This window comes from Sphingomonas sp. LaA6.9, assembly GCF_022601895.1.
Classification (GTDB): domain Bacteria; phylum Pseudomonadota; class Alphaproteobacteria; order Sphingomonadales; family Sphingomonadaceae; genus Sphingobium_A.
Genome location: NZ_JAKVIO010000019.1, coordinates 31703 through 45523 on the forward strand (window position 1 = coordinate 31703; position 13821 = coordinate 45523).

General features: G+C 62.8%; 10 protein-coding genes. 7 read left to right on the forward strand and 3 right to left on the reverse strand.

Going from position 1 to position 13821, the window contains the following annotated elements:
* Window positions 1–7 precede the first annotated feature (7 nt).
* The 3 genes from MKI88_RS11120 (at window position 8) to MKI88_RS11130 (ending at window position 2021) form a co-directional block, all read left to right on the forward strand.
* On the forward strand, window positions 8–976 hold the full coding sequence (locus tag MKI88_RS11120; protein WP_241631452.1) for an alpha/beta hydrolase: 969 nt from the start codon (window positions 8–10) through the stop codon (window positions 974–976).
* Window positions 976–1509 (forward strand): cupin domain-containing protein, encoded by a 534-nt coding sequence (locus MKI88_RS11125; RefSeq protein ID WP_241631453.1) that lies wholly within the window; start codon window positions 976–978, stop codon window positions 1507–1509. The genes MKI88_RS11120 and MKI88_RS11125 overlap by 1 nt, the downstream gene beginning before the upstream one ends.
* 158 nt (window positions 1510–1667) lie before the next feature.
* Window positions 1668–2021 carry a cyclophilin-like fold protein gene (locus MKI88_RS11130; RefSeq protein ID WP_241631454.1) on the forward strand — a complete coding sequence of 118 codons (354 nt, stop codon included), beginning with the start codon at window positions 1668–1670 and terminating at the stop codon, window positions 2019–2021.
* Between the two features lie 836 nt (window positions 2022–2857).
* Here MKI88_RS11130 and MKI88_RS11135 read toward each other — a convergent pair.
* Window positions 2858–4960, reverse strand: coding sequence for a hypothetical protein (locus tag MKI88_RS11135; protein WP_241631455.1), 2103 nt, complete (start codon window positions 4958–4960; stop codon window positions 2858–2860).
* A 536-nt stretch (window positions 4961–5496) separates the two neighbouring features.
* On the opposite strand from MKI88_RS11135, the gene MKI88_RS11140 reads away from it, so the two are divergent.
* Window positions 5497–7794: a TonB-dependent receptor gene (locus tag MKI88_RS11140; protein ID WP_241631456.1), complete on the forward strand. Its 2298-nt coding sequence runs from the start codon at window positions 5497–5499 to the stop codon at window positions 7792–7794.
* Between the two features lie 24 nt (window positions 7795–7818).
* Window positions 7819–9459: an alkaline phosphatase gene (locus MKI88_RS11145; protein WP_241631457.1), complete on the forward strand. Its 1641-nt coding sequence runs from the start codon at window positions 7819–7821 to the stop codon at window positions 9457–9459.
* A gap of 90 nt (window positions 9460–9549) precedes the next feature.
* Here the strand turns inward: MKI88_RS11145 and MKI88_RS11150 are convergent, their stop codons facing one another.
* Both MKI88_RS11150 and MKI88_RS11155 read right to left on the reverse strand, forming a co-directional pair.
* Window positions 9550–9993, reverse strand: coding sequence for a GFA family protein (locus tag MKI88_RS11150; RefSeq protein WP_241631458.1), 444 nt, complete (start codon window positions 9991–9993; stop codon window positions 9550–9552).
* 325 nt (window positions 9994–10318) lie between these two features.
* Entirely contained in the window at window positions 10319–10912 is a 594-nt protein-coding gene (locus tag MKI88_RS11155) for a TetR/AcrR family transcriptional regulator (RefSeq protein ID WP_241631459.1), read from the reverse strand.
* Window positions 10913–11056: 144 nt separating this feature from the next.
* Here MKI88_RS11155 and MKI88_RS11160 point away from each other — a divergent pair, with 144 nt between their 5' ends.
* Both MKI88_RS11160 and MKI88_RS11165 read left to right on the forward strand, forming a co-directional pair.
* The gene (locus MKI88_RS11160; RefSeq protein WP_241631460.1) at window positions 11057–13471 is read left to right on the forward strand and encodes a TonB-dependent receptor; all 2415 of its coding nucleotides are present in this window, start codon (window positions 11057–11059) and stop codon (window positions 13469–13471) included.
* Between the two features lie 2 nt (window positions 13472–13473).
* The gene (locus tag MKI88_RS11165) at window positions 13474–13815 is read left to right on the forward strand and encodes a cytochrome c5 family protein (RefSeq protein ID WP_241631461.1); all 342 of its coding nucleotides are present in this window, start codon (window positions 13474–13476) and stop codon (window positions 13813–13815) included.
* The last annotated feature ends 6 nt before the right edge of the window (window positions 13816–13821 follow it).

A 13821-nucleotide genomic window follows, 5' to 3' on the forward strand; every position in this document is an offset into this window, starting at 1 on the left:
AACCGCCATGCAACTCACCCAGACCTGGGACAAGGTCTTCCCCAAGAGCGACAAGGTCGATCACCAGAAGGTGACGTTCACCAATCGCTACGGCATCACCCTCGTCGGTGATCTCTACCTGCCCAAGGACCGCGGTAACCGGCGGTTGCCCGCCATCGCTGTGGGCGGCCCGTTCGGCGCCGTGAAGGAGCAATCCTCCGGGCTGTACGCGCAGACCATGGCCGAGCGCGGCTTTGTAACCCTGGCGTTCGATCCGTCGTACACCGGTGAGAGCGGCGGTGTGCCGCGCAATGTCGCCTCGCCCGACATCAACACCGAGGATTTCAGCGCCGCGATCGATTATCTCGGGCGTCATGCCTCGGTCGATCGCGAGCGGCTCGGCATTCTCGGCATCTGCGGCTGGGGCGGGTTCGCGCTGAACGCCGTCGCGGTCGACAAGCGGGTCAAGGCCGTCGCCGTCAGCACGATGTACGACATGACCCGGGTAATGTCGCGGGGCTATAATGATAGCGTGACGCCCGCCCAGCGCACGCAAACGCTCGAACTGTTGAGCCGCCAGCGCTGGGAAGACGCCGCGAACGGCGCGCCCACCTATGGTCCCCCCATGAACGAATTGAAGGGCGGCGAGGCGCAGTTCCTCGTCGACTATCATGCCTATTACAAGACCCCGCGCGGCTTCCATAAGCGGTCGGTCAACTCGAACGGGTCGTGGACGATCACCAATCCGCTGTCGTTCATGAACCTGCCAATCCTGACTTACATCAAGGAGATCGCGCCCCGGCCGATCCTGTTCGTGCACGGCGAAAATGCGCATTCACGCTATTTCAGCGAGACGGCATACGCCGCGGCGGCCGAGCCCAAGGAACTCGTGATCGTTCCCGGGGCGAACCACACCGACCTGTATGACCGGGTCGATGTGATCCCGTTCGACCGGTTCACGACCTTCTTCCAACAGCACCTTGCCGGAGACCAGTAATGAAGATCCTGATAGCAGCTGCATGCGCGCTTCCGTTGCTGGCCTGTGCGTCTGAGTCCGAACAGCAGGCCGCGCCGGCAACGAACCAGACGGCAGACGTTGCCGGTCGTGCGGGTGACGCAGGCGCGATGGAAGTGAGCCGGAGCGCGGCGCGGTCGCCGACGCCTGGCCCGACCGATCTGTTCACCGGCGATGTGACGATCAGGCCCCTGTTCAATCCCAAGGGCCAATCGCAGGTCGGCGCGGCGCATGTGCGCTTCGAGCCGGGCGCCCGCACGGCATGGCACAAGCATCCTCTTGGGCAGCGACTGGTCGTCCTCGAAGGAAGCGGCTGGACGCAGGTCGACGGCGGGCCGATCGAGGCGATCCGTGCTGGCGATGTCGTCTGGTGTCCGCCCGACGTGCGCCACTGGCATGGCGCGACGCCGACGACCGCAATGGCTCACATCGCGATCCAGGAAGCCGAGAACGGCTCGCCCGTCGAGTGGATGGAGCACGTGCCGGATGAAATTTACAGCGCCGGATCGGCGTGATGCACCCGGCGAGTGCGCTGGTCGCCGTGCTGGCGCTGGGCGCATGCAGCGCGCCTGCCGAGTCCACCAGTCCGCGCAGCGAAACCGCAACCTCGAATGGCGGGCCGACGGTTGGACAGGCCCGCGAGCCTGGAAGCCGAGAAACGAAAGGAACCGCCATGTCCAAGACCGAGATACTGATCACGACCGACAACGGTCAGTTCCGCGCCCGGCTTGCTGACAATGACGCTGCCCGAGCGCTCGCCAGGATGCTGCCGCTCCGCATCAAGATGCGCGACCATCTTCGCCAGGAGAAGACCGGCGAGCTCCCTTCGTCCTTGCCCGATGGCGAACGACAAACCGACTTCTCGGTCGGCACGCTTGGCCTGTGGGAGGACCGCGATTTCGTCATTTACTACGACGAAGGGCGCGTTCCCGCACCGGGCATCGTCATCCTCGGGCAGGTCAGCGGCGATCTGTCGCAGTTCGACCATCCCGACGGCGTGACGGTCTCCCTACGGAATGCCGATTGATCGGCGCGCCGCCCCCATTTCCTTCAATCAAGCAAAGTTTCCCGAATGAACGGCATCGAAACCAAAGTCATCGTTATCACAGGGGTTTTGTCACATGTCACCTACGGTGCACCCAATCTACTTTTTGCCAAGCGATTGTGAAGATTGCCGGCTCTGGCCATAAGCTGGTCATCGTCTCTCTGGCAGCGCAGGGCAGCATCGAAAAGGATACATCGCCTATGCTCGAGGTGGATGAAAGGATGACATGGCAAGTATCGCATTCCGCTAACCGATGCCGAAGAAACGCTCGTCTCCAAGATCGACCTGCGCCTTTCTCACCGCAATCACGATGAAGCCCATGCCGCCTACAACGCGAATGCTGAGCCAATCCACGCCCTGCTTGCTTCATTGAGCGAACGGGACGGCCTGCCGCTGTCATACGAACCGAGGATTTGCCCCCTTGGGCGAAGTGAAGAACTGACCCCCTGTCATTGCGATACTGGAACGATGCCGAATATAATCCGGGACGGATCAAGGCATCGAGGAAGGGTGAGTTTGAGGACATATTTGTCCTGATTGGACAGTTTTCTCCGATGGTGATCGGGTTCGAGTTCAAGTGCGTCCACCACTTTTGCTATCCTCCTGGACGGGGAGAACGCAAAGTTGCTCGCGGGAGCTCTCTTGCTCTTTGCCTGAGGCGCAGTCGCAATGGCCCTGGGACTGCGCCGCGTCGAGAAGCCGAATTGGAACATTGGCTGGCACCGGCGAGCTGCTCAGCACGTTTCTGATCGACCACTTCGAGCTGAGGCCGAAATCGGGGATGCTGAAACCTAGGGACTAAACTTCGTTTCCGCCCGTCACCCGCTTGCCGGTGGCGGCTTCTTGTCCTTGTCCGGGTCCTCGGGATCGTCGGCGGAGGCCTCCGGGAATCTGGTGAGGGCGAGGAACCAGTCGAACGAAACGGTCGCTTCCAGCACTTCGTGCCAGTAGCGGGGGTTGCGGAACGGCAGATAGACATCGTTCCTCGTCTTCGAGTTCTCGGCCAGATAACCTTTCTGGATATAGAGCTTGTTGTTGAGATCCTTGTCATCGTCCGCGGCAAGAGGGACTTTCACGACCGTGCCGAACGGCAGGCCCATGTAAAGCGCGAGATCGACCTGGCAGTCGACATCGACCACGTGCTTCTTCGCCTTGTTCCGGCAGTGCGCAAAGAAGCTGTAGGTGCCGTCGACACGGCAGGTGAGCTTCCCGGCGAGCCACGTCACATCGCGCCCCACCGGCTCGCTGGTCACCGGCCTGACCTTGGGCGCGGGCAGCGTGAATATCTTCTCGCCCTCACGCACCCTGAACGATGGGCCCGGCTCGGACTCGAGACCGCAGATATATTGCACCGCATAGAGGCTCTCGCCCTCGCGCAACGGTTCGGTGGTCGGCACCTGGCCGCTATGCGGATCGACATGGCCCGAGCCGATTTCCTGAATGCCGTCGCGCCTGACGAAGATCCTGACGAACGCCCCGGGCAGCGCCTCGACCGTGACATGCCACTGCGTGGCGAAGGCGAAGACCACCCATACCGGCTGCGGCGGGGGCAGCGCGTCGACACGCACGGGCGCGATCGATCGAAGCGGCGGACCGCCGCACCGCACCACCTCGCCATAAATATCGTCACCCTCCACGAGATAGGGCGAAACCTCGAGCGCGATGGTCGAGCCCGGGCACCATGTGAACGGCGCCAGTTCCCGTTCGCCCGATGGACCTCGCGCAATGACGCGCACGAGCGATCCCGGCGTCATGCTGTAGAGCCGGACTACGCGCGCGCATTTGAACAACGGATCCGCCACACGCGGCGGTTCAACGAAGGTTGGGCCTTCGACGGTCGTGGTGCCGGCGCCGCTCACCTTGCCGCATGTGCCCTGCGTCACGCTGATGGGCGTATCCTCTGCCATCGGTGCGAGCTCGAAGCTGTGGCTCGACCCGATCGTCGGCGCCTTGGCGCGATAGATCGTACCGCCCACATCGATCGACAGGTCGGCGCCGGGCTTCAGATCGTCGATATGGAGGAAGGACGATCCGCCGCAAGGCGGATGCGGGATCGGGACAGGCGGCACCTGCACTGGCCCGAAACCGACGGTCGTCGCGTCCGATTCAGCGACACCGCAGCGATCGCCGACCGCCTGAAGCACCGTGAGCCGACCGCCATCGGGATTGAGTCGAGACTGGAGAATGAAGCTCAGGGCCTCGAGGTCGAAGAGCGACTTCTCGACGATACCGTCCTCGACCTGAACGACCGTGACCTCGGCGCCATCGACGATATTGCGGATGACCACATTGGCGTCGCAACCCATCGGCATGGGCTCGCCAATGATCGGAGACGGCAACTGGCCCTTGCCCGATACCGGCAGTGGCTTGACCGGCACGATGATCACCGGTGGCGACCCTGCAGGGACGGGCGCGCCTGCGGGCGCCTGCTGCCGGATCGAGATGTCGACCTCGGATGCGGGCAAGGGCTGCGTGAACTGAAGCCTCGCCACGCCTTCGTGCGCACGCCCGGTGCCATAGGGCCCGCCGGCGTCGAAAACGGTGACCTCGGCGCCCGGAACGGCGCCTTGGATCCACAGTGCCCGGCCGCAGGTGAAGATGCGGCTGCGCACCCAAAGCGGTGGCAGGGACGCGTAGTTTATGGGTGGCGAGCCGACGGTGATCGCAAGGCTGGGCTGCGTCCATCCGCTGCTCTCGCCCAGATGCTGGAAGGCAAAGAGCTGCGCGCCCGGCGTCAGGCTGACGCCGGCGAGGAGCGGCAGACGGTCACGGCCACCACCGGCGGTTTCGCTGAGCACGAGCCGGCCAGCCGGACCACCTTCACGGACATCGACTTTCGCGCCCGAAAGCGCGTCTTCAATCAGCAGCGTCGCGCTCCAACTCGAAACCGGACCGACGATACGAGGCACGCACAGCGGCATCTCAGGTCTCCCCGATCAGAACATGCAAAAAAGCTCTCGGGCAGCGCCCGCGAACATCGTTCGACCCGCTATTATGTCATGGACTCCAGCCACGCTCGCCCGTCTTCTAGCAGCTATTGTGCTGACAGAATTTGAGATTTCTCGGGTGCTACGAGCTGCGCGGGCAAATTGCGAATGCCGGCCTGCGGCTTGCCATGGGATACCCGTTTAGCATGTTGATTACGCCAAAAGTCGAGGATCGCGGTCGGGCAGCTCGCTCCGCCAGGTTTGCCATTCCGGACGCATATTCTCACGCCCGAAAGCGGGCATCCATGTCTGGACAAGTATATTTCATTCTCCCGAGTGGCGGCCCCTGATCGGTCTCTCAACGCCCTCCCACCAATCAACGCCGCCTGGACGCTACCGCTTTATTATTACAGCGTTATCTTTAATCCGCCGCCGGTCTGTCACTATCTCGTCGTCAGCACGTCATTCGCCCAGTGCAGTGGCGCCGCAACGATTCACGCACGCTTGAATCGCACAAGGGGAAATAAGAAATGAATCGTTGCATAGGCTTGGTCACCCTCCTTCTGTGCGGCACCGCTGCACCCGCTCTTGCCCAACCGGTCCAGGAAGCTGCAGACGCCACTTCGGAAGCTGGCGAAGGGATCATCGTCACCGCGCAGAAGATCGAGCAGCGCGTGATCGACGTGCCCATCACCGTTTCGGCGGTCAGTGCAGCACGGATGAAGGAACTCGGCGTGTCGGACCTCGATGAGCTGTCCAACTATATTCCCGGCCTCAACATTCAGGAGCAGAGTGCCAATAATCCCGGCATCGTCATCCGCGGTATCACCTCGGACAGCGGCTCCGCGCAGCAGGCGCCGCGGGTGACGCTCTATTACAACGGCGTCGATATCTCGCGCTCGCGCGGTTCGTATCAGGACATCTACGACGTCGAACGAATCGAGGTCATCAAGGGGCCGCAGGCGACCCTGTTCGGCACCGCATCCGCGGTCGGCGCAATCAGCATCATTTCCGCGCGGCCGAAGCCCGGTCTTTCCGGCGAAGTCTATGCCAGCTACGGCAATTATGACGCCAGCGTCCTTGGGGGCTTCCTGAATGCCGGATCGGACAAGGTCGCCGGCCGCGTCGCCTTTGCCTGGAAGAAGCGTGACGGCTATGTCACCAATCTTGCTCCCGATCAGGACGACCTCTACCGGCAGGACCAGCTCGGCATCCGCGGGTCGCTGCGGTTCACGCCCAGCGACGCGCTCACCGCCGACATCATCTTCACCTATGACCGGCAGCGCAATTCGGGCACGCCCTTCATTTCGGGCAGCCTGCCGACCACTGCAGGCCCGGCAAATCCGTTTGGCCCGGCCCATCTGGGCGGCTCGCCCGTGTCGGCGACGGCGCTGGGCGGCGACAAGCTCGGCCTGACCCGCGACGTCTATGACGCCAATGTCACGCTAAGCTGGGACTTCGCCGATGGCTGGACGCTGACGACGGTCAACGGCTACCGGGATTTCAACAGCAACGAGTTGTTCGACGCCGACGGTTCGGCCGCCTGGTATCTGGAGTTTGCCGAGAAAGCCGTAGGCTGGCAGGCAAGCCACGAAACGCGCTTTGCCTATTCGTCGGACAATTTTCGCGGTTCCTTCGGCTGGAATCTGTTCCGCGAAAAGAGCTTTCAGCGCGTGCCCTTCTCCACCGAGGAAGGCACCTATCTGCAGTGTGCCGCGCGCCTCATCCCCGGTCTGCCCTGCATCAACAGCGCCGGCGTGGTGACGGCCGCACAGGCGACCGCGCTGCTCACCGGCGGCGCCGCCACCGTCATCCCCTACAGCTCGGTGTTCGAGAATCAGGGGAAGAACGACAGCTACTCGATGTTCTTTGACGGCACCTGGATCGCCACACCTTCGCTGGAACTTACGGCGGGCATCCGTGCGCTGATCGAAAAGCGCCGCTCGGGCTTCATCGCCAGTGCTCCCAATTCGGTCATCAGCCGCGCGCCGCTCATCCCCGGCCAGGTCGATACCGGCGGGCGCACATTCCGCACGGAAGACAGCTTCCAGGCATTCCTGCCGCGCTTTAACCTGCTCTATCGCTTTTCGTCCGACGTGAACGCCTTTGCGACCGTGTCGAAGGGGCGCCGATCGCCCACGGTGAACCTGGGGGCAGTGCGTGTGGCGGGCGTCGTCATGCCGAACAACCAGTTGGTGGAAGAGGAAAATGTCTGGAACTATGAAGCCGGTCTGAAAGGCGCGACCGGCATCCTCTCCGGTTCGCTCGGCGTCTATTACCAGAAGTACGACAATTTCCAGGTAAGCGTGACTGGGACCGACGGCATAACCCGCGCCGTCAGCGCAGGGTCCGCCAGCAATCTGGGCGTAGAAGCCGAGGCGCAGATCCAGCCGACGAACTGGCTCAATATCTTCGCCAACATCGGCTATATCGACGGCGGCATCGACGACAAGGCGGCAAACGGCCGCTTTGCGGGCAACAAGTTCCGCCTCCAGCCCGAGGTGCAGGGCGCGGCGGGCTTCACCATCGACGCACCGATCAGCGACAGCGTCCGTTTCTTCGCGACGCCCACCGTCACCTACCGTAGCCGCATCTTCTTTGAAGTGCCCAACAATCCGCTGATCAGCCAGAAGGCCGTGACCCTGGTCAACCTGCGCGCAGGTGTCGCTTTTGCTGACGACCGCATTGAGATTGCCGGCTTCGCGCGCAACCTTACCGACGAGGATTATCTGCTTGATGCGGGTAACACCGGTGGCGGCTTCGGCATCCCAACCTTCATCCCCGCCGAACCGCGCTTCTACGGTGTACAGCTGACCGGCCGCTTCTGATCACGCCGCCAGGAGAACGATGACATGACCTTCCCGATCGACCGCCGCCTGCTGATCAAGGGCAGCATGCTGGGCCTTGGCGCGCTGGCAATCCCGGGCGCGGCCGCGGTGCTCTCCGCAAGCGGCTTCACGCATGGCGTGGCCAGCGGCGAACCCTCGGCCAGTTCGGTGCTGCTCTGGACGCGCTTCGTCGCTGCAAATGACACAAGGTTGCGCTGCGAAGTCGCCGCCGACAGCCGCTTTACGAATGTGATTGGTGGCGGCGACCTGACCGCGCGCGGGGAGGCTGACCATACGGCCAAACTCACCGTCACCGGCCTGCGGCCCGGCCAATGGTATTTCTACCGTTTCATCGCGCCCGATGGCAGCATGAGCACCGTTGGCCGCACGCGAACCTTGCCGGACGGTGATGTAGCGCGCTTCGGTCTCGCGCTCTTCTCCTGCTCAAACCTGCCCTTCGGGTGGTTCAACGCCTATGGCCACGTGGCGCAGCGCAGCGACGTTGACCTCGTCGTCCATTGTGGTGACTATCTCTACGAATATCCCGTCGGCACCTATCCCAGCGCAAAGGACGCGCTACCCGGCCGCCTGGTCCAGCCGAGTAGCGAGATGGTGACCCTGGCCGACTATCGCCTGCGCCATGCCTGCTACCGGCTCGACCCCGATCTGCAGCGCCTTCACGCCCTGTTCCCGATGATCGCGCAATGGGACGATCATGAACTGACCAATGACGCCTGGGAAAATGGCGCGGAAAATCACCAGCCCGAAACCGAAGGCGACTGGGCGACACGCAAGGCGGTGGCCGAGCGCGTCTATCGCGAATGGATGCCGGTTTCGGAGGCTGCATACAGCAGTTACGAGATCGGGTCGCTGGCGACGCTTTTCCGTCTCGAAACCCGCGTCACCGGCCGCACCAAACAGCTTGAATTGTCCGATGCGCTGGCCGGTAGGGGTGACATGGCAAAGGCGCTGGCGGAGTTCCGTGACGGACCCTGGAGCGCTGCGGACCGCTCGCTGATGGGCAAGACCCAGGAAAAGTGGCTCTACGACGGCCTCGCCGCATCGACCCGCAAGGGCACGGCATGGCAGATCATCGCGCAGCAACTGGTGATGGGTAACGGGCGCTTCCCTGCACAGGCGATTGACTGGGTGCCCGCCTCGGCCCCTGATTATGTGCGTCAGCGCACGGAAGCGGGCGTCGCCGCATCAAGCGCGGGCCTGCCCTACAACCTTGACGCATGGGACGGTTATCCCGCCGCACGCACGCGACTTTACGAAGCGGCGCTGGCGGCGGACGCGAACATGGTCGTTCTCTCGGGCGACAGCCACAATGCCTGGGGCTATGACCTGGGTGACAAGGGCAGCAATGGCAAGCGGATCGCGACGGGCGTGGAGTTCGCAGGGCACAGCGTCACCTCGCCGGGCTTTGAAGCCTATGTGCCCGCTGTCGCACCGGCAGACGTCGCGAAGGCGCTGAAAGACACCAACCCCGACCTGATCTTCAGCGATACCAGCCGTCGCGGCTATGTCTCTCTGGAGATCAGCCCTGCGACAGTGACCGGTGCATGGCACTTCATGGCCGATATCCGCAGCCGCAGCACTGCCCTTGCCGAAACGCGGCAGATGCGCGTCCGGAAGGGACAGCGGACACTGGAAGCGATCTGAGCGTTTGCCAGTATCCAGGGGTTCCAAAGTTTACGATTCGCGTCTCAAGGCAAACTTTGCCCCGCCTCTGGAACGACGGCTTCCGACCAACTAAACTTTGCCCTGCAAGGCGGCCGCAAACTCGGTCGGGCTTGGCGTTTCATCGAAGGATGGTGTTGATTTTGGAAGGGCAAGCCATCGCTGCTTGCGCTTCGCCCAAATATGAACCGCAGGGACGAGTTCGTCGCTGCGGTCCAGAGTGCCGGCGCGTAGAACCACCATGCCGGGAACTGCAGCATTACGATTGGCCAGCCGGGTCGAACAGGCAGCACCGGCAAGATGCTGCGAGGGGAAGCGTTCTCCGGCATCAATGGAAAATTCGCCAACTTCGCCTGTGATCTGCAGCAGCGCCTCCGGTAACAGAGCATTGATGGCAAAGGCGCTGCCGCTCCAGGTTTGGCAGTCATTGCAATGGCAGGCGTAGGTGACTGGCAGTTCTTCGACGGCCAGTTCGTATCGAATGGCCCCACAACGACAACCTCCTGTGATTGGCATGCGATTTCCTCAGTTGAATGGACGGAGCCCCGATAGCGCGGTCGGGTTTTTGGACAAGCGCCTACCAGACGTTCGGCCCTTCTGAACTGACAGCCGCACCGATGATCCGCCTGCAGCAAATGCCGGGTTACTCGTTGAAAGAGATCGCACTGCATAAGGCAGCATATCGAGCAGGTGCGACTCCCCCGAGCGAACCGTGACTGTCTTGCAAAAAAAGACGGTCATACCGGAGGAGCGACGCGCGGATCTGTGCGCCGCACTCGAGTTTCTCAAGGGCGAGATCGCCTTTCGCCAATGTCGAGCCAGGCGCGCAGTCATTCAGCCCTCAAGGCTGCCGGGGTACGACCGCCAGAATCGCCCGGGCAGCGTCACGCATCAGGTCCTCGACGTCGAGATCGGGCTCCTCGAACGCCATTTCGATCGCGCCATAGCCGATTTCGACGACCAGCCGCATCTTGGCAAACAGCGTTGCGTGATCAGCACCGGGATTGGCGGCGAGTTCGGCCTCGGTAAGCACGCGCGCCATCTCGCGATGGGAATCAATGCGGATATGTTCAAGCGCCGGTACTGCGCGCAGGATGCGCATCACCCAGTGTCCTCCCGGGAAACCACGCGTCACGTCCACATGCGCGATCAGCATCGCCGCGATACCCTCGGCATTCTGATCAGCATCGATCGGCACCAGTGCGTTCTGCGCATCCATGAGCCGCTTTCCGAGCGTGCCAAGCACGTCGTACTTGTCGTGGAAATAGTGATAGAAGGTCGGCGGAGTGAGCCCGGCACGCTCAGCGATCAGATTGGTCGAAATGCGCTCGATGCCGACCTCGGCGACAAGCTCGCCGGCCGCAGCCAGCAGCTTTTCATAGGTGGCGCGTGCGCGCGGCTGGCTTGGTATGTGTTTGGCCGTCGCCGTCGTCATGCTCGCGTCATTCCCGGTATCTTTAACTGACTTCGCGCCCCTCATAGCGCGGTGCCTCCGCCCCTGCATCCACCCGCTTGACAAGATATAGCCATCGCTACAGTCTAGCGATAACTAGATAATATCAAAGGGGGAGTAGGCGTGGTGAAGACCCTGTCTGCGCGTTGGAAGGCCGCTCTGGCGGTTGCCGTTTCATGCGCTTCGCTCATCTCGGCCGATCAGGCCCTTGCTCAGGATCAGGCAGCACAGGACGAGCGCAACAGCCCGGTGCTCGACGACATCATCGTCACCGCACAAAAGCGCGAGCAATCGCTGCAAGAGGTGCCGATCAGCATCAAGGCGTTCAGTTCAGAGGCGATCGAGGCGCTCGGCGCCGAAAGCGTCGGCGATCTCGATACCTTCACCCCCGGCCTTTCGGTCAACGACACCTCGGTTACCCAGCCACGCTACAGCATCCGCGGCGTCGAAACTGACGACTTCGGCATCGGCACCGAGCCCGCGGTCGGCATCTTCATCGACGGCGTCTATTCGGCGCGCTCGGGCGCGGCGCTGATCTTCTTCGACGATCTCGAACGCGTCGAGGTGCTCAAGGGGCCGCAGGGCACGCTGTTCGGCCGCAACACCTCGGCGGGCGCAATCTCGATCGTCACCAGAAAACCGTCGGACCGACTCGAAGGCGTAGCGACGCTGACGCTGGGCAATTACGACAAGCGGCAGGTGACCGCGATGGGCAATGTGCCGATCACCGACACGCTCTCGCTGCGCGTCAACGGCATCTACAACAAGCGCGACGGCTATCTGCACGATGCGGTGACGGGCGCCGATCTCGAGCGCGAGGACAACTGGTCGATGCGCGCCGCGCTCCGCTTCCAGCCGACCGATCGCACCGACATCATCCTGAGCTACGATCACGACCATACCGAGAAGGACGGGCCGGCCGCAGTAGGCATCAGCCCCTTTGCGCTGAGCCAGGATCCCTTCGGCCCCTTCGCCAACGACGTCGTCGAATCGCGCGAGTCGCGTCGGCTCGACGCGGTGACGCTCAACGCCAGCCACGATTTCGGCGAAGTCACGCTGACCAGTCTGACCGCGTACAAGAAATTCGAGACGCACAATCGCGAGGACGAGGACGGCACCAACGACATCACGCGCTATCTCGACACCGAGAATATCGAGAACAACAAGAGCTTCTATCAGGAACTGCGGCTGACGCATTCGGGCGACCGGTTCAACTGGGTCGCGGGACTCAGCTATTATGAGGAAAAGGCGCGCCAGACGAGCGCGGTTTCGCTCTTCACCGATTCGGTCGATACCGCACTGGGGCTCGTCGCGGGCTTCCCGGTCTTCACCATCCTCGACAGCGTGGGCCTGCCCGTCTTCGGCATTCCCTGGCGCGAGGACATGAACAACGAAGCGCGCAACAAGGCCTTTGCCGCCTTTGGCGACATAAGCTGGGCGGCGACGCCGCAGCTCAACCTGACCTTCGGCCTGCGCTACACCAGGGACAAGAAGCGTTTCGCCTGGCTCAACGACCGCTACATGGCGCCCGGGCTCGACGACGTCGTCGCCCCCGGCGCGCTCTACAATGCCATTCTCGGTGTGCCCGTCTTCCCCGATGACGCGCTGATCGACGTCAACACTTTCTACAACGCGGTCGGCGGCACCGACCTGATCTTCGATGTCGGGCCGCTCGAAGGCGTGCGCTTCGAGCGCAAGGACAGTTTCGAGAATCTGAGCCCGCGTTTCGTGATCGACTATAAGGCGAGCGACGACGTGCTGCTCTTCGCTTCGGCCACGCGGGGGTACAAGGCCGGCGGCTTCAACAGCGTCCAGATCAACTCATTCTTCCGCCCCGAAAAGGTGTGGAGCTACGAGGCGGGCGTGAAATCCGAGCTGCTCGATCGCCGGCTGCGGCTCAACGGCTCGACCTATTATTTCAAATATACCGATCGCCAGTCGATCAGCCTTGAAGGCGTGTCGGGTTCGGGCATTCCGCAATATGTGACATTGTCGGGTGATTCCGAGGCCTGGGGCGTCGATCTCGAGACGCAGTTCGTGGCGACCCCGAGCCTGACGCTGAGCGCGATCGCGGGCTATATCGACAGCCAGTGGGTCAAGCGTACCGAGCGCGGCGTCGATATTTCGGGTCAGCCCACGGGCGAACCGCATCTGCGCATGGTGCTGAGCGCGCATTATGATCGCGAACTGGGCGGGGGATCCTCGATCTTCGCCGACGCGAGCTACAGCTACACGTCGAGCACGCGCATCAACGACGCGGTGCGCGCGAGCGACGCCGCGCTCGAAAACCATCCCGCCTATGGCGACCTTGTCGACTTCTCGAAGCTCGGCAAGCTGCGCGGCAGCCGCGAGATCGTCAATGCGCGGCTCGGATGGCGATCGCCGAACGACCATTTTTCGGTCGCGCTGTTCGCTGAAAATCTGTTCGACGTGCGCACGCCCCGGACGCTCAACAACATCAGCGCGGATATTTTCGGGACGCCCTATGTCCGGATCGACCGGCCGCGCTTCTGGGGGGTTGAGCTCGGCGTGAAATACTGACGATGCGGCTGCTGATCCTTTCCGGCCTTGCGCTGCTCGCCGCCTGCCAGTCAGAGCCGGCACCCGTGCCATTAACCCCCGAACAGAGCGCTGCGCTCAAGCCCGCCGACGCGCGGCTGGCGGGGCTCTACGAACAGTCCTGCAAATCGTGCCACACGGCGCGCGATACCGGCGCGCCGCTAACCGGCGACCGGACGATGTGGGATCCGCGCTGGGCCAAGGGCATGCCCGCACTCGTCCGGAGCGCGGTCGGCGGACTCGGCGGCATGCCCGCAGGCGGACAATGTTTCTCGTGCACCCCCGCTGACCATGAAGCGCTGATCCGCTTCATGGCGGCGCGCTGAGGGTTT